General features: G+C 72.2%; 19 protein-coding genes. 7 read left to right on the top strand and 12 right to left on the bottom strand.

The window, feature by feature from the left end:
• Positions 1-2: 2 nt before the first annotated feature.
• The 8 genes from ACFFIC_RS15545 to ACFFIC_RS15510 form a co-directional block, all read right to left on the bottom strand.
• Positions 3-716 (bottom strand): ABC transporter ATP-binding protein, encoded by a 714-nt coding sequence (locus ACFFIC_RS15545; RefSeq protein ID WP_377051919.1) that lies wholly within the window; start codon positions 714-716, stop codon positions 3-5.
• Positions 709-1455, bottom strand: coding sequence for an ABC transporter ATP-binding protein (locus ACFFIC_RS15540; RefSeq protein ID WP_377051917.1), 747 nt, complete (start codon positions 1453-1455; stop codon positions 709-711). Before ACFFIC_RS15540 ends, ACFFIC_RS15545 begins: the two co-directional genes overlap by 8 nt.
• The gene (locus ACFFIC_RS15535) at positions 1439-2731 is read right to left on the bottom strand and encodes an ABC transporter substrate-binding protein (protein ID WP_377051915.1); all 1293 of its coding nucleotides are present in this window, start codon (positions 2729-2731) and stop codon (positions 1439-1441) included. The genes ACFFIC_RS15540 and ACFFIC_RS15535 overlap by 17 nt, the downstream gene beginning before the upstream one ends.
• The gene (locus ACFFIC_RS15530; RefSeq protein WP_377051913.1) at positions 2697-3668 is read right to left on the bottom strand and encodes a 3-hydroxyacyl-CoA dehydrogenase family protein; all 972 of its coding nucleotides are present in this window, start codon (positions 3666-3668) and stop codon (positions 2697-2699) included. Before ACFFIC_RS15530 ends, ACFFIC_RS15535 begins: the two co-directional genes overlap by 35 nt.
• Positions 3665-4465: an SDR family NAD(P)-dependent oxidoreductase gene (locus tag ACFFIC_RS15525; RefSeq protein ID WP_377051911.1), complete on the bottom strand. Its 801-nt coding sequence runs from the start codon at positions 4463-4465 to the stop codon at positions 3665-3667. The genes ACFFIC_RS15530 and ACFFIC_RS15525 overlap by 4 nt, the downstream gene beginning before the upstream one ends.
• A complete protein-coding gene (locus ACFFIC_RS15520; protein WP_377051909.1) occupies positions 4462-4824 on the bottom strand; it encodes a cupin domain-containing protein in 363 nt (120 codons plus the stop codon). The genes ACFFIC_RS15525 and ACFFIC_RS15520 overlap by 4 nt, the downstream gene beginning before the upstream one ends.
• Positions 4824-5666: a cyclase family protein gene (locus tag ACFFIC_RS15515; protein WP_377051907.1), complete on the bottom strand. Its 843-nt coding sequence runs from the start codon at positions 5664-5666 to the stop codon at positions 4824-4826. The genes ACFFIC_RS15520 and ACFFIC_RS15515 overlap by 1 nt, the downstream gene beginning before the upstream one ends.
• 125 nt (positions 5667-5791) lie before the next feature.
• On the bottom strand, positions 5792-6550 hold the full coding sequence (locus ACFFIC_RS15510; RefSeq protein WP_377051905.1) for an IclR family transcriptional regulator: 759 nt from the start codon (positions 6548-6550) through the stop codon (positions 5792-5794).
• A 252-nt stretch (positions 6551-6802) separates the two neighbouring features.
• Between ACFFIC_RS15510 and ACFFIC_RS15505 the strand changes: the two genes are divergently transcribed.
• The 7 genes from ACFFIC_RS15505 (at position 6803) to ACFFIC_RS15475 (ending at position 13473) form a co-directional block, all read left to right on the top strand.
• Positions 6803-7798: a Bug family tripartite tricarboxylate transporter substrate binding protein gene (locus ACFFIC_RS15505; protein ID WP_377051903.1), complete on the top strand. Its 996-nt coding sequence runs from the start codon at positions 6803-6805 to the stop codon at positions 7796-7798.
• 44 nt (positions 7799-7842) lie between these two features.
• The gene (locus ACFFIC_RS15500) at positions 7843-9042 is read left to right on the top strand and encodes a M24 family metallopeptidase (protein WP_377051901.1); all 1200 of its coding nucleotides are present in this window, start codon (positions 7843-7845) and stop codon (positions 9040-9042) included.
• A gap of 3 nt (positions 9043-9045) precedes the next feature.
• Positions 9046-10014, top strand: a complete 969-nt coding sequence (locus tag ACFFIC_RS15495) for a D-2-hydroxyacid dehydrogenase (protein ID WP_377051899.1) — start codon at positions 9046-9048, stop codon at positions 10012-10014.
• On the top strand, positions 10011-10136 hold the full coding sequence (locus ACFFIC_RS15490; RefSeq protein WP_377051897.1) for a hypothetical protein: 126 nt from the start codon (positions 10011-10013) through the stop codon (positions 10134-10136). Before ACFFIC_RS15495 ends, ACFFIC_RS15490 begins: the two co-directional genes overlap by 4 nt.
• A 27-nt stretch (positions 10137-10163) precedes the next feature.
• Positions 10164-10502, top strand: a complete 339-nt coding sequence (locus ACFFIC_RS15485; protein WP_377051895.1) for a lipocalin-like domain-containing protein — start codon at positions 10164-10166, stop codon at positions 10500-10502.
• 79 nt (positions 10503-10581) lie between these two features.
• Positions 10582-11796, top strand: a complete 1215-nt coding sequence (locus ACFFIC_RS15480) for a CoA transferase (protein ID WP_377051893.1) — start codon at positions 10582-10584, stop codon at positions 11794-11796.
• A gap of 24 nt (positions 11797-11820) precedes the next feature.
• The gene (locus ACFFIC_RS15475) at positions 11821-13473 is read left to right on the top strand and encodes an acyl-CoA dehydrogenase family protein (protein ID WP_377051891.1); all 1653 of its coding nucleotides are present in this window, start codon (positions 11821-11823) and stop codon (positions 13471-13473) included.
• Between the two features lie 6 nt (positions 13474-13479).
• On the opposite strand, the gene ACFFIC_RS15470 is transcribed toward ACFFIC_RS15475, so the two are convergent.
• The 4 genes from ACFFIC_RS15470 to ACFFIC_RS15455 form a co-directional block, all read right to left on the bottom strand.
• On the bottom strand, positions 13480-14922 hold the full coding sequence (locus ACFFIC_RS15470; RefSeq protein WP_377051889.1) for an amidohydrolase family protein: 1443 nt from the start codon (positions 14920-14922) through the stop codon (positions 13480-13482).
• Positions 14923-15001: 79 nt separating this feature from the next.
• Positions 15002-15991, bottom strand: coding sequence for a tripartite tricarboxylate transporter substrate-binding protein (locus ACFFIC_RS15465; protein ID WP_377051887.1), 990 nt, complete (start codon positions 15989-15991; stop codon positions 15002-15004).
• 38 nt (positions 15992-16029) lie between these two features.
• Positions 16030-16386, bottom strand: a complete 357-nt coding sequence (locus ACFFIC_RS15460) for a cupin domain-containing protein (protein ID WP_377051885.1) — start codon at positions 16384-16386, stop codon at positions 16030-16032.
• Positions 16383-17387, bottom strand: coding sequence for a quinone oxidoreductase family protein (locus tag ACFFIC_RS15455; RefSeq protein ID WP_377051883.1), 1005 nt, complete (start codon positions 17385-17387; stop codon positions 16383-16385). The genes ACFFIC_RS15460 and ACFFIC_RS15455 overlap by 4 nt, the downstream gene beginning before the upstream one ends.
• Between the last annotated feature and the right edge of the window lies 1 nt (position 17388).

Raw genomic sequence — 17388 nt, 5'->3', positions numbered from 1 at the left:
GCTCAGACCCCGAAATAGGCGGAGGCGACGGCCTCGCGCGTCAGCGCGCGCGCGGCGTCCTCCAGCACCACGCGCCCCTCGCGCAGGCAGAAGACGCGGTCGGCGGCGGCCAGCGCCTGGGACACGTCCTGCTCCACGATCACCATGGCCGTGCCCTGCGCCGCCAGCGCCGGAAGGCGGGCATAGATGTCGCGCACCACCACCGGCGCCAGGCCCAGGCTGACCTCGTCGCAGAGCAGCAGGCGCGGGTTGGACATCAGCGCGCGCCCGATCGCCGCCATCTGCTGCTGCCCGCCCGAGAGCGAGGTGGCCGGCGCGCGCCGCCGCGCCGCCAGCGCGGGAAAGAAGCCGTACACCGCATCGAGCGACCAGGGGCCGGGCCGCCGGGTGCGCCCGCCGATCAGAAGGTTCTCCTCCACGCTGAGGGAGGGAAACAGCCGCCGCCCCTCCGGCACCAGCGCGATGCCGCGCCCGACGGTGCCGTGCGCGGCCAGCCCGCCGATGGGTTCCCCGTCGAACAGCACCGCATCCCGCCGCGGCGCGGCGATCAGCCCGGCGATGGTCCTGAGCAGCGTGCTCTTGCCCGCGCCGTTGGCACCGATCACGGCCACGACCTGCCCGGCGCGCACGGCCATGGACACGCCGAACAGCGCCTGGAAGTCGCCGTAGAAGGCGTCCAGCGCGCGAAGCTCCAGCAGGGGCGCGGCCTCAGGCATCGAGGGGGATGCCCATGTAGACCTCGGCCACGGCGGGGATGCGCACCACCTCGTCCGCCCGGCCCTCCGCGATCAGCCGGCCGCCGTGCAGCACCACGACGCGGTCGGCCACCGCCACCAGCGCGTGCAGCACGTGCTCGATCCACACCACCGTCACGCCGCCCGCGCGCACCTCCCGCACCAGTTCCACCAGCGTGGCGCATTCATGCTCGGTCAGCCCACCCGCCACCTCGTCCAGCAGAAGCAGCTTGGGGCGGGTGGCCAGCGCGCGGGCCAGTTCCAGCCGCTTGCGGTCCAGCAGGCGCAGCCCGCCCGCGCGGTGGTTCGCCTGGGGCATCAGCCCGCAGCGCTCCAGAATGGCGGCGCAGCGGTCATAGGTGGCGCGCTCCCCCTCCCCCGCGCCAAAGGAGGCGGCGGTGACCAGGTTCTCGAACACCGTCAGCCCCGCGAAGGGCTGCGGCACCTGGAAGGAGCGCGCCATGCCCTGCCGGCAGCGCCGCGCGGGGGAAAGGGCGGTGACGTCGCGTCCCTCGAACAGCACGCGCCCGGCATCGGGCCGCACGGTGCCCGTGACCATGCCGAACAGCGTGGTCTTGCCGGCGCCATTCGGCCCGAGGATGCCCAGCGCCTCCCCGGTGCGGACCGACAGGTCGATGCCGTCGGCCACCACCACCGCGCCGAAGCGCTTGCGGATGCCCTCCAGCGCCAGGATGGGCGGATGCTCAGCCGAGGGGTTCAAGGCTGCCGCCGACCGGGATCTCGGCGGCCCCCGGATTGGCCAGCACCACCAGGTCCCAGGCCCCGCCCGCGACGCGCCGCCACTGCCCTGCGACCAGCGGCGTCTTGGCCACGTTCTTCACCGGCCCCGATCCCCACTTCACCGGACCCGCCACGGTGCGCAGGTCGGTCGCGCGGATGGCCCGCACGATGGCTTCGGGCTCCAGCGCCGTCGCCCGCTTCAGCACGTCCGCCGCCACCTCGAACAGCGCATGCTGGTAGCCGATCGGCTGCGTCCAGAGCTTGCCGGTGGCCTGGGTATAAGCCGCGCCGATCTCCGCCGCGCTCTGGTTGGTGAGCGATGAGCGGAAGGGGTGGTGCGGCGACCACCAGATCTCCGTGGTCAGCCCCTGCCCGCGATCCCCCAGCGAGGCGACCGCGGACGGAAAGAGAAGCGCCTTGCCGATGGTCGCGATCCTCGGGCGGAAGTCCTGCTGCCCCGCCTGGGTCCAGAAGGTCGCGAAGTCCGGCGGCGTCATCACCCCCGTCACGATCTGCGCCCCCGCAGCCTTGAAGGCCGCGATCTGCGCGGAGAAGTCGTTGGAGCCGGGCTGGTAGCGCCCGGTGTCGATCAGCCGGTAGCCCTTTTGCGCGAGCGCGGGCGGCAGGCCCAGCCGCGCGTCGCCCCATGCATTGCCGTCGGCGTCGTTGGGGAACAGCGCGCCCACGACCTTGTTGGTCTCCGTCTTGGACCAAAGGTCGGTGAAGGCCGCGATCACGTCCTCCAGGCCCCAGAAGAAATGGTAGGTCCAGTCGAAGCCCTTGGCCGGGTCGCCGCGGCGGCCGAAGAAATAGGGCTGCCAGGGACAGTTGGTGGTGAGGCAGGGAACCTCGTTCACCTCGGCCTGGTCGGCCACCGGGTTCACCGTCTCGGGCGCGCTCGTGGCGGTGAGGATGTCCACCTTGTCGCGCAGGATCAGTTCCGAGGCGACCTCGGCCGCGCGGCTCGGGCTCGACTGGCTGTCGCGCGCGAGGATCTGCACGGGGTGGTTGCGGCCGGCGATGCGGATGCCGCCCGAGAAGGCCCGGGCCAGCCCCTCCTGCACAAAGGCGTCCGCCTCCCCGAAGGCCGCGAGCGGCCCCGTGCGCGGGTTCACGAAGCCGATCTTGATCGGCCGCCCCGCACCCTGCGCGTGCAGCACCGAAGGCGCCGCCAGCACGCCGATGGCCGCTGCCGCGGCGGCGCGGCGCGTCAGTCTGGCGTCAGCCGCCCGCTGGCCCGTCTCCATGGTCGTCATTCCCGTCCGTTCCCTTGGCACGCAGGGCGTCGTTGCTTCGCGCCCGCTTCAGTTCGGTGACGATATCACGGCGCAGCGCCGCCTGCTGCTCCGGAGTCCAGCGGCGGAAGCCCTCGCCGCTCTTCATGCCCAGACGCCCCTCGGCCACCAGCCCTTCCAGATAGGGGGAAGGCGCCGGGCGGCTGTCCACGGCACCCAGCACCGTCTGGTGGATCGCCAGCGTCAGGTCCGTGCCCACCAGATCGGCGTTCTCGATCGGACCGAGCACGCCGAGCCGGCGCCCGAAGCTGTTCTTCACCACCAGGTCCACCGTCTCGGCGTCGCAGATGTCCTGCTCCACCAGCGAGATGGCCTCGCGCCAAAGCGCGTGCTGCAACCGGTTCCCCACGAAGCCCGGCACGTCCCGCTTCACGTGCACGGGCACCTTGCCCAGTGCCTTGTGCAGCGCGATCGTGCGCGCGACGGCCTCGGGCGAGGTCCACTCCGTGCCGATCACCTCCACCAGCGGCACGAGGAAGGGCGGGTTCCACCAATGCGTGCCCAGCGCCCGCGCGCGGTCGCGCAGCCCGCCCATGATCTGCGTGATCGGGATGACGGAGGTGTTGCTCGCCAGGACCGCGCCCGACGGGCAGGCCGCCTCGATGGCCGCGAACAGCGCCTGCTTCACCGCCAGGTTCTCGATCGCCGCCTCCACCACGAAGTCCGCCTCGCGCACGGCCTCGGCCAACTCGGCACAAGGCAGCACGCGGTCGGCCGCGTCCTCGTCCTCCCCAAGGTCGCGCAGGTTGCCGCGGATGCGGTCGCGCAGCGCCGCGAGGGCGGCCGGCGCCGGATCATACACCGAGACATCCAGCCCGCCCGAGGCAAACACCTGCGCGATGCCGTGGCCCATCAGCCCGGCCCCGATCACCGCGACGCGCCCGAAGCCCTCGATCATCCCGCGGTGTACCCGCCATCGGCGTAGAGCACGTGCCCGGTGTAGAAGTCCGAGGCGCGGGAAGCGAGGAACAGCAGCGGCCCCGCGAGGTCCGCGGGCTCCCCGAGCCTTCCCTTCGGCACGCGCGAAAGGAAGCCGGCCCGCACCGCCTCCGCGCGCTCCGTGTCCTCGAACATCCAGGCGGTCAGGGGGGAACGGAACACGGTGGGCGCGATGGCGTTCACCGTGATCCCCGCCTCGCCCCACTCGCAACCCAGCGCGCGCGTCAGACCATCGACCGCGGACTTGGAGGCACAGTAGGCGGAATAACCGGCGGGATGCCCGAGCTTGCCGCGGGCGGAGGACATGAGCACGACCTTGCCGCCCTCTCCCTGCTCCAGCATCCGCTTTCCGGCCGCGCGCGCCATCAGCCAGGACTGGGTGACGTTGGCGTCCATGACATCGAGGAAGCGCTCCGGCGCCATCTCCGTGATCTTGGCCACGTCGTTCTTGCCCGACGCCACCACGAGAATATCGACGCGCCCGTAGTGCCGCACGGCCTCCGCCACGATGGCGTCACACTCGGCCTCTGAATCCGGGCGCCGGTTCACGCCCTCCGCCTCGGCGCCCAGCCCGCGGCACTCGGCCACCACCTCGTCGAGCGGCCCCTTGCTGCCGGCGACGGCGATGACCTTGGCCCCCGCGCCCGCCAGCACCTTCGCCGCCAGCGCCCCGAAGGCACCGGAAGCACCGGTGACGATGGCCACCTTTCCCTTCACGCCGAAAAGCGACATGGGGTCCGAAAGGAAGTCGCTCATGCGGGCTTCTCCGGATAGGGCATGATGACGATCATGCTGGCCACGGTGTTGGAGGCGTTCACCACCTCCCGCACCACGTTCCCGCCGATGCACACGCTGTCGAGCGGCCCGAGCACGACCTCCTCGCCCTGGGCCCGCACCGTCACCTCGCCGGCGACAACCACATAGACCTTCTCCAGCGGCGAGCTGTCCGGCCCTGCTCCGCCGCCCGGCAGGAAGTGGGACAGGCCGGTCCAGAACGTCTCCGGGCCACCCTCCTCGAAACCCTGGAGGCGCAACCCCTTCATGTCGAAGTGGTTCGGCGCCTCGTAGGGCTTCGCGTCCTGGAAGCGCCTGACTTTCATCAGACCGGCGCGCATCAGAAGCTGTCGCCCTTCTCGATCCGGTAGCCCTGCGTCGGGTCGGTGATGGCGACCAGGCGGATGATGCAGCCGTCGCCGCGGTCCCAGTTCCAGGGAAAGAAGGCGAAGGTCACGCGCTTGCCCGTCACGGCGTCGAGGTCCCCGCCGACGTTCTCGATGCCGAGGATGCCGTTGGTGAAGAGCTTGCGGTGCACCGGCTCCCATTCCGGATGGTCCTGGTCCCAGGAACGGCCGCCGGACCACTCCAGGTATTCCTTGGCCAGGTGCGGCAGCAGCGGGCCGTTGCGGTGCGGGCCGATGGCGGTGGCCAGCGGGTGGTCGTTGGCCTGCGTGTCGTGGCCGACCACCTTCACCTTCTTCTCGACGAACCAATCGCCGGCCGAGGGCACGAAGCCCGGGCAATAGGCGAAGTACTCGTCATTGTCGTCGTACTTGTGGTGCCAGCCGGTGTTGACGATCACCACGTCCCCGGGACGCACGACCGAGCCCGCCGCCTTCTCCAGGTCGTCATAGGTGATCATCTCCCAGCGCTTCTTGGGGATGGAGACCACGATCCCCGTGCCGAAGAAGTGCGGCAGCGGCACCTCGTCGATGAACGGCGTGCCGGAGACCACATGCGCGGGCGCGTCGATATGCGTGCCGTTGTGCATGGTGGTGGTGATGCGCTGGCTCAGCACGCCGGACTTCGCCATGTAGTGGATGCGCTCGATCTGCACGTCCTGGAAATACGGCCAGTTCGGCGACTGGAATCCGAACCGGTGCGAGAGGTTGTGGAAGTGCAACCCCATCGTGTTGTCGAGATTCGCCTCGAACTGGATGCCCTTGACGGTCACCGGCATGCGCGTTCCCCCTGCACCGGATGGGGCCGCCCGGCCCCTCCCCCGCGTGCTTTGTATTGCTTCGTGGGCTGACCGTATTGGGATACGGTCAGCCTCCGCAAGAGGAATTTGCGGCGCCGCCGCCCTCAGGCAGTCTCCGCCGCGAAGCGCTGGTCCAGCGCCTTCTTGGTCTCCAGCAGCCGCCCGGCGATGTCCTCCTCCCGCCCCAGGAAGCGCTGCGTGGGCACGGGCACGGAGATGGCGACGGGGTTGCCCAGCATGTCCCGCAGGGCCACGCCGACGGCGGAGATGCCCAGCACGTGCTCCTCCCGGTCGAGGGCGAAGCCGGCCTGGCGCACCACCTGGATCTCGGCCAGCAGCGGCTCGATGGCCGTCAGCGTGTTGGGCGTGCGGCGCTGGTAGCGCCGGCCGATCAGCGCCTCGATCTCGGCATCCGACAGGCTGGCGAGATAGGCCTTGCCGTTGGCCGTGCAGTAGAGCGGGAAGGTCTCTCCCACGGCCGAAACCGCCTGCAACCTCTGCATTCCCACCACCTGGTCCACGAAGATCAGGTGGTCGCGCCGAACCGCCGCGAAATCGACGGTCTCGCCCAGCGAGGCCGAGAGTTCGGCGATGAACGGGTGGGCGAGCGCCGCGACATTGGTCTCGACGGAGGCCGCGAGGCGCAGCAGCGCCGGCCCGAGCCGCACGCGCCCGCCCGGGGTTGCCGCCACCACCAGCTTCTCGCTTTCCAGCGCCGCCACGATCCGCTGCACGGTGGAGCGCGCCAGTTCCACCTTGGCGGCGATCTGGCCCAGGCTCAGGCCGTGCGGCTGGTTCTCCAGGCTGCGCAGCACCGCGGCGGCGCGGCCGATGACCTGGATCTGGTTCTTCTCGGGGGGCAATCCATTCTCCTGGGGCCGTTTCGCAGGCCTGGGGCACGCGGCAGGGAATGCCATCCGCGCCGCGGGATGCAAGATGCCCGCGGCGCGCGGCCGCCCGTTCCTGTTGACAGGATGGGGTGATCGAACCGTATCGTAGGTCCCGCGTACTGCAATGCGGTTCAAGCTTGCCATGCCAGGCGGCGCCGGGCCGCCAGATCAGCACGAAGGAACAATCGCGCCGCAAGCAAGGCCGCGAGCAGGGGGAAACCATCGATGGCGACCAGACGCGCCCTCATGGCCGATATCGGGGCGGGTGCCGGAGCCAGCGCCCTCGCGCTGGCCTTCCCGGCCCTCGCGCAGAACCGCGCGGCACAGGCCTATCCCGACCGCCCCGTCCGCATCGTTGTTCCCTATGCCGCGGGCGGCGGCAACGACCTCCTCGCCCGCATCTACGGCCAGAAGCTGTCGGAAGCGCTGGGCCAACCCTTCGTGGTGGACAACCGCCCCGGGGCCAGCGCCGTGATCGGCACGGAATCGGTGATCCGCGCCCGCCCGGACGGGCTCACCCTCCTGGTCCATGCCAGCGGCCCCGTGCTGTTCGAGAAGGGCGCGGGCAAGCCGGCCTACGACCTGCAAGCCGACCTCGTGCCGATCGCTATTCTCGGCGCCTTTCCCGGCATACTGCTGGTGCGCGGCGACAGCCCGCACCGGAGCGTGGCGGAGCTCGTCGCCTGGCTGAAGGCAAAGCCCGGGCGGGCGAATTACGGCACGGGCGGCACCGGCTTCCAGCTTCTCGGTGCCTATTTCGCCCAGCGGGCGGGGCTCGCGCTGGAGAACATCGTCTACCGCAGCAGCACGGAGGGCGTGACGGCCCTTTCCGCCGGCGACGTGGCGCTGGCGCTCAGCGATCCCGGGCCGGCACGGGCCGCGGTCGAGGGCGGCAGGGTGCGGCCGCTCGCCGTCACCTCCGCGCGGCGCATGGCCGCCTATCCCGACGTGCCGACCATGGTGGAGGCGGGCTTCCCGGACTTCGTGGTGGATTACTGGATCGGCCTCTTCGCGCCGGCCGGCCTGCCCGAGGAGATCCTGCTGCGGCTGCACGACCAGGTCCGGCGCGCGGCCGCCATGCCCGACGTGCAGCAGCGGCTCGCCCTCAACTCCGTGGAACCGGCCGACAAGGACCCGGAAGCCTTCCGCCGCTCGGTCAAGGCCAATGCCGAGTTCTGGATCAACGTCGCGCGGCAGGCCGGAATTTCGCTCGAACGATGACGGCACGGGCGACCGCGCCGAGACAAGTGCACGAAAGGGTGACGATGTCCGACCAGGACCAGAGAATCCAGCGGCCCATCTCCACGGCCGAGCTCGAGCGCCGCTGGGCCGCCGTGCGCGCCGCCATGGAGGCGGCAGGCATCGATGTCCTGCTGATGCAGAACAACAGCGACCACATGGGCGGCTACGTGAAGTACTTCACGGACCTGCCGGCCACCAACGGCTATCCCGTCACCCTGGTCTTCCCGCGCGACGACCTGATGACGGTGGTCCGCCAGGGCCCCTTCGGCGCCACGGAGGAACCAGCGGGCGGGAACAACGGCGTGCTGCGCGGCGTGAAGCGGGCGCTGACGACGCCGAGCTATTCGTCATGCTTCTACACCGCCCCCTATGACGCGGAGCTCGCCGCCACCGGCCTTGCCCCCTACGCGCGCGCCACCATCGGCCTCGTCGGCACCTACCAGATGTCGGCGGCCGTCGCGGACCACATCCGCGCCACCTGCCCGCAGGCCCGCTTCGTCGACGCCTCCGACCTCGTGGACCGCGTCAAGGTCATCAAGAGCGACGAGGAAAAGGAGCTGATCCGCGACGCGGCCCGCATGCAGGACGGCGCCATGCGCGCCGCCTTCGCCGCCATCAGGCCGGGAATGCGCGACCGCGAGGTGGCGGCCGTCGCCCAGCAGTACAGCCACGCCTATGGCAGCGAGCAGGGCATCTATCTCTGCGCCTCCGCCCCCGCCGGCACGCCCTTCCACTTCGGGCAGTGGCACTTCGGCAACCGGATGCTGCGCGAAGGCGACCAGTTCGTCCTGCTGGTGGAGAACAGCGGACCGGGAGGCATGTACACCGAGCTCGGCCGCAGCTGCGTGCTCGGCCGCGCCTCCCAGCAGATGAAGGACGAGTTCGCCTTCACGCTCGAGGCCCGCCGGTTCACGCTCGATCGCCTGACGCCGGGCATGCCGAGCGCCCGGATCTGGGAGGAGTTCAACGCCTTCATGGTGAAGAACGGCCGCCCGCCCGAAAGCCGCCTCTACTGCCACGGCCAGGGCTACGACATGGTGGAGCGCCCGCTCATCCGCCACGACGAGCCTCTCCCGATCCAGGCGGACACCAACATCGTCGTCCACCCCACCTACAACCACCAGGGCATCATGTCCTGGGTCTGCGACAACTACCTCATCGGCCCGGACGGACCGGGGCCGCGCCTTCACGAATTCCCCGAGATCATCACCGAGATCGGCTGAGGCATGACCGCCACCGATGTCCTCCTTTTCGGCAAGGACGCCGAATACTACCGGGAACACCTGGGCGCGGAGTTCCCGGACCTGCGCCTGCACCTGGCGCAGGACAACGGCGCCATCGCTGGCCGGGCGGCGGAATCCCAGGTGCTCGTCTCCATGGCGCCCGCGGTCAACGCCGCCACGGTGCGCGCGCTGCCGCGCCTGCAATGGGTGCAGGCCATGACCACGGGCGTGGACAATCTGCTGATCATGCCGGAGCTGCCGCCGGGGGTCGCGATCACCCGCGTGCGCGGCATCCACGGCCCCCAGATGTCCGAGCTCGCGATCCTCGACATGATGCTGCTCGTCCGCGACTTCCCGGCCGTGCTCCGCAACCAGGAGAAGCACCGCTGGGAGCGCTGGCCGCAGAAGCTGCTCGTCGGGCGCACCGCGGTCATCCTCGGCGTCGGCTCCATCAGCGAGGAGCTGGCGCCGCGCTGCAAGGCCTTCGGCATGCGCGTGATCGGCATCAGCGGCCGCAGCGCGCCGCCCCCGGGCTTCGACGCCATGATGCCGCGCGAGAGGCTGCACGAGGCCGCCGCCCTGGCCGACTTCCTCGTGCTGCTGATCCCCTACACCCCCGAGACCCACAACATCATCGACGCGAGGCTGCTCTCGGCCATGCGGCCGGGTTCCTTCCTGGTGAACCTCGCCCGCGGCAACGTGGTGGACGAGGACGCGCTGGCCGAGGCGCTCCGCGCCGGCACCATCGCCGGCGCGGCGCTGGACGTCTTCGCCCAGGAACCCCTGCCGGCCGAAAGTCCCCTCTGGGACGTGCCGAACCTCATGATCACGCCGCATATCGGCGGGATGAGCGACACCTACGCGGAACAGGCGCTGCCGACGCTCCGGCAGAACCTGGCCGATTTCGTGCAGGGCGGCGCGGGCGCCCTGAAGGACCGCGTGGAGCGGCCGGCGAGGGCGGGGACGGCATGATGCGCCGCCCCCTGCTGGCCGCCCTCGGCGCCCCGGCGCTGGCCACGTCCCCCGCCCGCGCCGACGAGGCATCCGACCGCGCCCGCGTCGTCGGCAACTGGAAGCTGGTCGGCGTGGTCTAGGAGGACGCGGCGGGCCAGCGCACCCCCGTGCTCGGCCAGCACCCCACCGGCTACCAGATCGCCATCGCCGGCGGCCGGTGGCTCGCCCTCGTCACCGCCGAGGGCCGCCCGGTGCCCCAGACCGACGTGCCCCAGACCGACGCGGAGCGCGCCCAGGCGCTGCGGACCATGATCTCCTACACGGGCCGCTGGCGCGTGAAGGGCGACCGCGTGGTCACGCACGTGGAGGCCGCCTGGAACCAGGCCTGGGTCGGCACCGACCAGGCCCGCATCTTCCGCTCCGAGGGCAACCTTCTGCACCTGGAAAGCCCGCCCCAGCCGCACCCCAACCTGCTGGGGCAGGTCGCGCGGATCATCGTCACCTGACAGCGGGACGAGGAGGGGCGGCATTCCGCCGCAGGGCCGGGCGCGCTATGCCGCTCCTCCTTTCCGGCGAGTGCCCGCAATGACCAACCCGATCCTGCAAGGCCTGCGCGTCGTGGAGGTCTCCGCCTTCATCGCCGCCCCCATCGGCGGCATGACGCTCGCGCAGATGGGCGCCGAGGTGATCCGCATCGACCCCATCGGCGGCAACATCGACTACCGCCGCTGGCCCCTCGCCCCCTCCGGCACCAGCCTCTACTGGGCCAGCCTGAACAAGCGGAAGCGCTCCGTCGCCCTGGCCCTCAACACGCCCGAAGGCCGCGAGATCGCGCGCGCCCTGATCGCCGCGCCGGGCGAGGATGCGGGCATCCTCCTCACCAACCTTCCCGCCAGCGGCTGGATGAGCTTCGACGAGCTCCGCAAGTCGCGGGAGGACCTCATCATGCTGCGCCTGACCGGCAACCACGACGGCACCGGCGCCGTGGACTACACGGTGAACTGCGCCAGCGGCTTCCCCATGGCCACCGGCCGCGGAGAGGAGCCCGTGAACCACGTCCTCCCGGCCTGGGACATCGCCGCCGGCCTCTATCTCTCCACCGGCCTGCTGGCCGCCGAGCGCGCCCGCCGCCGCGACGGGCAGGGGCGCGAGGTGACGCTGGCCCTGTCCGACGTGATGCTCGCCAGCGTCGGCAACCTCGGCTACCTCGCCGATGTCGCGGTGAACGGCACCGTGCGCCCGCCCATGGGCAACGAGCTTTATGGCGCGCTCGGCCGCGACTTCCAGACGGCGGACGGCCGCCGCGCCATGCTCGTCGCCATCTCCGGGCGCCAGTGGCGCGCCATCGGCAAGGCCACGGGCCTGGCGGAGAAGCTCGCCATGATCGGCCCGATGCTGGAGGTGGACCTTTCCACCGAGGGCGGCCGCTTCGCCGCCCGCCGCGCCATCGCCGCCGTGCTGGAGCCCTGGTTCGCCGCCCGCAGCCTGGCCGAGGTGGCCGCCGCCTTCGAGGGCAGCGGCGTCCTCTGGGGTCCCTACCAGGATTTCGGGCAGCTCCTGGCCGAGGACCCCCGCTGCTCCCCGGCCAACCCCCTCTTCGCCACCGTGGACCAGCCCGGCGCCGGTCCCGTCCTCGCCCCCGGCGTCCCCCTCGCCTTCTCCACCAACCCCCGCCCCGAGCCCGCCCCCGCCCCCGCCCTGGGCCAGGACACCGACGCGGTGCTGGCCGAGGTGCTGGGCCTCTCGACCACCGCCATCGGCCGGCTGCACGATGCGGGCACCATCGCCGGGCCCACATAGGGCCGGCTGCCGAGGAGACGCCCCATGCTGGACCACCCCGCCCCCGCGCTGGTCGATGGCTGCGCCGCCGTGCTGGACGCGGCCGAGCGCCTGCACGACGCGACGAGGGCCGCCCTCGCGGCGCGCCTCGCCCCCGAGGGCCGCGCCGACCCCGCCCGGCTGGAGGCCGCCCAGTTCGGCGCCCACGGCCTGGCCTGGCAGGCGACCTATGTGGAGGCGCTGCGCCAGTCCCTCGCCTGGGCCCGCCGGCTCCAGGACACGGGCCGGCTGGGCGAGGTGGAAAGCGCCATCCTCCGCATCGGCTTCGCGGAATACGGCGAGCAGCTTCTCGGCGGCATCCCCATGAGCCAGGCGGAGATCGTCCGCCCCGGGGACATGGGCGTGCCCGACGCCAGCCTGGAGGCGGCCCGGCCCGGCCTGCGCGCGCTGTCCGACCCCGCCGCCCTCGACGCCGCGCGCCTGTCGCTGGCCGCCGCCGTCTCGGAGAACCGCTTCGGCGACCTCGCCCTGGAGGACGAGGCCATGGAGGCCGTGCGCGGCGAGTTCCTCCGCTTCGCCGCCGCCGAGGTCGCCCCCCACGCCCAGGACTGGCACCGCGACAACGCCCTGATTCCCATGCCCGTGGTGGAGAAGCTGGCGGAGATGGGCGTCTTCGGCCTGACCGTGCCCGAGGAATTCGGCGGCCTCGGCCTCGGCAAGGTCGCCATGTGCCTCGTCTCGGAGGCCCTCTCCGGCGCCTATCTCGGCGTCGGCTCGCTCGGCACCCGCTCGGAGATCGCGGCCGAGCTCATCCGCCTCGGCGGCACCGAGGAGCAGCGCGCGCGCTGGCTTCCCCTCATCGCCTCGGGCGAGATCCTGCCCACCGCCGTCTTCACCGAGCCCGACACCGGCTCCGACCTCGGCAACCTGCGAACGCGCGCGGTGCGGGAGGGCGACACCTACCGCATCCACGGCGCCAAGACCTGGATCACCCATGGCTCGCGCTCGGACCTGATGACGCTGCTCGTCCGCACCGGCGCGCCCGGCTCGGGCTATCGCGGCCTGTCCATGCTGCTGGCCGAGAAGCCGCGCGGCACGGAGGAAAACCCCTTCCCCGCCCCCGGCATGAGCGGCGCCGAGATCCACGTCCTCGGCTATCGCGGCATGCGCGAATACGAGATCGGCTTCGACGGCTTCGCGGTGCCCGCCTCCGCCCTGCTGGGCGGCGTGGAGGGCCAGGGCTTCAAGCAGCTCATGGAAACCTTCGAGAGCGCGCGCATCCAGACCGCCGCCCGCGCCCTCGGCGTCGCGCAGAACGCGCTGGAGCTCGGTACCGCCTACGCCAACACCCGCGCGCAGTTCGGCAAGCCCATCCTCGCCTTCCCACGGGTGCACGCGAAGATCGCCTGGATGGCCGCCGAGACCATGATGGCCCGCCAGCTCTCCTACTTCGCCGCGCGCCAGAAGGATGCCGGCCGGCGCTGCGACGTGGAGGCCGGCATGGCGAAGCTGCTGGCCGCGCGCGTGGCCTTCGCCAACGCCGACTGCGCGCTGCAGATCCACGGCGGCAACGGCTACGCGCTGGAATACCCGATCTCGCGCGTGCTCTGCGACGCCCGCATCCTCTCGATCTTCGAGGGCGCCGCCGAGATCCAGGCGCAGGTCATCGCGCGCGGCCTGCTCGGGCGGGTGAACTGAGGGCCGTCAGCCCGCCGCCCGCGCCTCCAGCCCCGCCGCCCTGCGCCGCGCCTCCGCGGCGGCGGCCTCGGCATCCGCATGCAGCAGCCGCCCGTCGCGCTTCAGCACGCGCCCATCCACCATCACGAAGTCCACCGCCCCCGCCCCGCACTGCATCAGCGTGGAGGAGACGGGATCAAGCACCGGCGATGTGCCGACCGTATCCGCGCGCAGCAGCACGATGTCGGCCCGCTTGCCCGGCGTCAGGCTGCCCGTCACGTCGCCCAGCCCCGCCGCCCGCGCCCCACCCAGAGTCGCCCAGCCCAGCGCCTGGCGCGTGGTGAAGGCCACCGCCCGCAGCGGCGCCCCGGCCCGCAACGCCTCGGCATTGGCCAGGCCGCGCGCGGCGGCGAGCGCGATGCGCGCCTGGGCGAACACATCCCCGCCCACCCCGGCCGAGATGTCGCTGCCGATGCCGGCCACGCCGCCCGCCCGTTGCATGCGCGGCGCGGAGGGAAAGCCATGCCCCATCTGCATCTCCACCTCCGGCGTGGAAACGGTGCTGCCGCCGGCATCGGCCAGCATCTTGTACTCGTCCTCGTCAAGGTCGTTCGCGTGGGCGAGGCTGATGCGGGGGTTCAGCAATCCCTTCTCGTGCAGCGCCGCGATGCTGCGCCGCTTGCGCTCGGCATAAACCGGCGCGCCCGCGTGGAACTGCACGAGGAGATCGAGATCGCGGGCCAGCCGCAGGTCGCTCTCCGCCTCCTCCAGCGAGGAGAAGTCCGGCCCCCGCATGGCCAGCGCCAGCCGCACCCGTCCGGGCGAGGCCATGCGGCCCGCGCGCAGCCGACGGATGTCGGCGGCCACCGCCTCGGGGCTGTTGGCGCTGGTGGTGCTGCCCGCGCCCGACCCCGCCAGCCCATAGGCGAAGACGGCGCGGATGCCCGAATTCTCGAAGGCGTCCAGCGCGGCATCGGCATGGGCGGAACTGGTGGTCTCGCGGCTCCAGTCCACCACCGTGGTGACGCCCGCCGAGAGAAGCTCGAGCGCCCCCGCGTAATCCGCCGCGCGCAGGTCGTCGGCCGTCAGGCGCGAGGACCTGCGGGCCACCACGGCGCCGAAATACTGCGCCAGCGTCTGGTCGCCCGACATGCCCCGCTGCAGGGCCTGGCCGAGATGAATATGCGCGTTCACCAGCCCGGGAATGGCGATGCGCCCCGCGCCATCCACCACCTGCGCCCCTTCAGGCAGCGGAAGGTCGCGCCCGATCGCCGCGATGGCGCCGTCGCGCACCAGGATGTCCCCCGCGGGCAGGTCGGGCACCGAGGGGTCCATCGCCACGACGGTGGCGCCCCGGATCAGCACGGGCCGCGACGGATCGGCCGCGGGCGCCTGGGCCGCGGCGGGAAGGCTGGCGACCAGCGTGGCCGCGGGCACGGCGCCGAGCAGCGAGCGGCGGGACGGGGTCATGGACGCGTTCTCCTGCGCCCTTCGTTGCAGCGGAGCCGCGGGCGGGCGCTGCCCGCGGCCCCTTGAGGACACGCGCAGGTCAGTCGGCGTATTCGCCGGCGGACTGGATGATCGGGCGCCAGCGCGCGACCTCGGCCTCCAGCAGGGCGCGGTGCGCCTCCGGCGTCGCGCGGGCGGCCGGCTCCGGCGTGGTCGCCAGCTCCGCGAAGCGCGTCACCACCTTCTCGTCCGCGAGCGCGGTGCGGAGCGCCTGGGACAGGCGGTCGATCACCGGGCGCGGCGTGCCGGCGGGCACGTAGAAGCCATGCCACACCGTCACCGTCAGCCCGGGCAACCCGCCTTCCGCCGCCGTGGGCACGTTGGGCAGGGCCGCCAGACGCTGCTCGGTCGTGGTGGCGAAGGCGCGCACGCGGTTGTCCTGAATGTAGGGCACGGTGTTGGTGGTCTGGTCGCAGGTCAGGTCCAGGCGGCCCGCCATCAGCTCCGTCATGATCGGCGCGGTGCCGCGGAAGGCGATCGGCGTCATCGGCGTCTGCAGCAGGGAACGCAGCAGCGTCGCGCAGAGATGGCTGGCCGAGCCGAGCCCGGCATGGCCGATGTTCACCTCCGCCCCCGGCCGCTTCAGCCAGGCCACCAGCTCCTGCAGGTTCGCCGCCGGGATGTTCGGCCGGGCCACCAGGGTCATCGGCACGGGCGTGATGAGGCCCACCGTGTCGAAGGACTTCAGCACGTCATAGGGAAGGTTGCGGTACAGGGTCGGCGCCGTCGCCACGCCGATATTGCCGAGCAGCAGGGTGTAGCCATCCGGCCGCGCCTGCGCGACGCGCTGCCCGCCGATGGTGCCGCCCGCGCCCGTGACGTTCTCGGACACCACGGAAACCCCGAGGTCGCGCCCCATGGCCTCGCCGAGCTGGCGGGCCACCACGTCGGTCGGCCCGCCGGCCGCGAAGGGCACGATCACGGTGATGGTGCGCTCGGGGAAGCGCCCCTGCGCGCCGGCGCCCGGCAGGGAAAGCAGGACCGCCGCGAGGCCACCCACCAGGCGGGTGACGATGGATCGGATGTTCATTCTCTTTCCTCCCTTGTTCTCGTTCGGTCCGCCCCTGGTCACCCAGGCGGCGCGAGGGGCATGGCCAGCACCACCGCCGCCGGCCGGTTGGTCCGGTTCTCGAGCTGGCGCCCCTCGCCCGGAGCGATGCGGCAGGAATCGAGCCGCGCGAGCGTCGCCTCCTCCCTCGCGCCGTCGCGCTCCGCGATGATCGTCAGCTCGCCCTCGACCACGACGTAGTGCTTCTCCACGGGCGAGGCGTCGAGCGTGGTGCGCCCGCCCGGCAGCAGCCAGGAAAGCCCGAGCCAGAGGCTCTCCGCCGGTCCGGCCTCGCGCCCCTGCAGGCGCAGCATGCGCATGTCGAAATGCCCCGGCGCCTCGTAGGCGGGGGCATCGGCGAGGCGGGTGACGTTCAAGCGCCCATCTCCAGCAGCACGCGCTGCGGCGCGCCACCGAGCACGATGCGATAGGCCTCCTCCGCGCGCGACAGCGGGAAGACGAAGTCCGGCTCGATCTCATAGGGCGTCAGCGCGCCGGATTCGAAGCCCGGCCGCAGCGCCTCCAGCACCGCGCCCGTCTCCGCCGCCGAGAGCGCCAGCGTGTCCACCCCGACATAGCGGTGCTGCCCGCGGTAGAAGAGAAAGATGTCGAAGGGCACGGCGCGGTCGAGCGTCGCGATGAAGATCTGCGTCGCCCCATGCGCCATGGCCGCGTTGCCCGCCGCGAACCACGGCGAGCCGACGCAGTTGAACACGAGGTCGGCGCCGTGCCCCCCTGTGGCCTCGCGAACCGCCGCGGCCACGTCGCCCGCCTCGCTGTCGAACACCGCCTCGGCGCCCTCCACCGCGATGCCCGGCCGCCGCACGCCCGCGAAGACGCGCGCCCCCGCGGCCCGCGCGATGCGGCACGCCGCCTGCCCCACGCGGCCATTCGCCCCGAGCACGAGCACCACCTGCCCTGCCCTGACGCCGCCCGCCTCGCGGAACCCGACCTCGGCCGTCACGAAGGGCACGCCGATCGCGGCGGCCTCGCGCATGGAAAGGTTCCCCGGCTTGGCGAAGACCGCGTCCGGCGGCAGCGCCAGCAGGCTGGCATGGCTGCCGTCGCGGGAGATGCCGACATCCCCGCCCGACCCCCAGACCTCCATCCCGACCAGCCCCGCCGGCCCTTCCACGATCCGCCCCGCGAAGTCGCGGCCGGGCGTGCGCGGGAACACCGCCTTGGGCATGACGCCCATCAGCGCCTTCACGTCCGAGGGATTGACCCCCGCCGCCGCCACCTCCACCAGGCACCAGCCCGGCGGAACATCGGGCGAGACCTCCGCGTGGGAGAGGCCCAGCGCCCCGGGTCCGGCGGCCTTGGCCTCGATGCGCAGCCCCGGTCCGCGGCGCGCCTGGGTCTTGAGCGAAGCTGACACG

The organism is Muricoccus vinaceus (assembly GCF_042433125.1).
Classification (GTDB): domain Bacteria; phylum Pseudomonadota; class Alphaproteobacteria; order Acetobacterales; family Acetobacteraceae; genus Roseomonas; species Roseomonas vinacea.
This window is presented reverse-complemented; position numbering and strand designations above follow the sequence as displayed.

Excerpts from the sequence above, each read along its gene's own strand:
- ACFFIC_RS15545 (WP_377051919.1), bottom strand. The coding sequence starts at position 716 with ATGCCTGAGGCCGCGCCCCTGCTGGAGCTTCGCGCGCTGGACGCCTTC.
- ACFFIC_RS15535 (WP_377051915.1), bottom strand. The coding sequence starts at position 2,731 with ATGACGACCATGGAGACGGGCCAGCGGGCGGCTGACGCCAGACTGACG.
- ACFFIC_RS15530 (WP_377051913.1), bottom strand. The coding sequence starts at position 3,668 with ATGATCGAGGGCTTCGGGCGCGTCGCGGTGATCGGGGCCGGGCTGATG.
- ACFFIC_RS15525 (WP_377051911.1), bottom strand. The coding sequence starts at position 4,465 with ATGAGCGACTTCCTTTCGGACCCCATGTCGCTTTTCGGCGTGAAGGGA.
- ACFFIC_RS15520 (WP_377051909.1), bottom strand. The coding sequence starts at position 4,824 with ATGCGCGCCGGTCTGATGAAAGTCAGGCGCTTCCAGGACGCGAAGCCC.
- ACFFIC_RS15515 (WP_377051907.1), bottom strand. The coding sequence starts at position 5,666 with ATGCCGGTGACCGTCAAGGGCATCCAGTTCGAGGCGAATCTCGACAAC.
- ACFFIC_RS15505 (WP_377051903.1), top strand. The coding sequence starts at position 6,803 with ATGGCGACCAGACGCGCCCTCATGGCCGATATCGGGGCGGGTGCCGGA.
- ACFFIC_RS15500 (WP_377051901.1), top strand. The coding sequence starts at position 7,843 with ATGTCCGACCAGGACCAGAGAATCCAGCGGCCCATCTCCACGGCCGAG.
- ACFFIC_RS15495 (WP_377051899.1), top strand. The coding sequence starts at position 9,046 with ATGACCGCCACCGATGTCCTCCTTTTCGGCAAGGACGCCGAATACTAC.
- ACFFIC_RS15490 (WP_377051897.1), top strand. The coding sequence starts at position 10,011 with ATGATGCGCCGCCCCCTGCTGGCCGCCCTCGGCGCCCCGGCGCTGGCC.
- ACFFIC_RS15480 (WP_377051893.1), top strand. The coding sequence starts at position 10,582 with ATGACCAACCCGATCCTGCAAGGCCTGCGCGTCGTGGAGGTCTCCGCC.
- ACFFIC_RS15475 (WP_377051891.1), top strand. The coding sequence starts at position 11,821 with ATGCTGGACCACCCCGCCCCCGCGCTGGTCGATGGCTGCGCCGCCGTG.
- ACFFIC_RS15470 (WP_377051889.1), bottom strand. The coding sequence starts at position 14,922 with ATGACCCCGTCCCGCCGCTCGCTGCTCGGCGCCGTGCCCGCGGCCACG.
- ACFFIC_RS15465 (WP_377051887.1), bottom strand. The coding sequence starts at position 15,991 with ATGAACATCCGATCCATCGTCACCCGCCTGGTGGGTGGCCTCGCGGCG.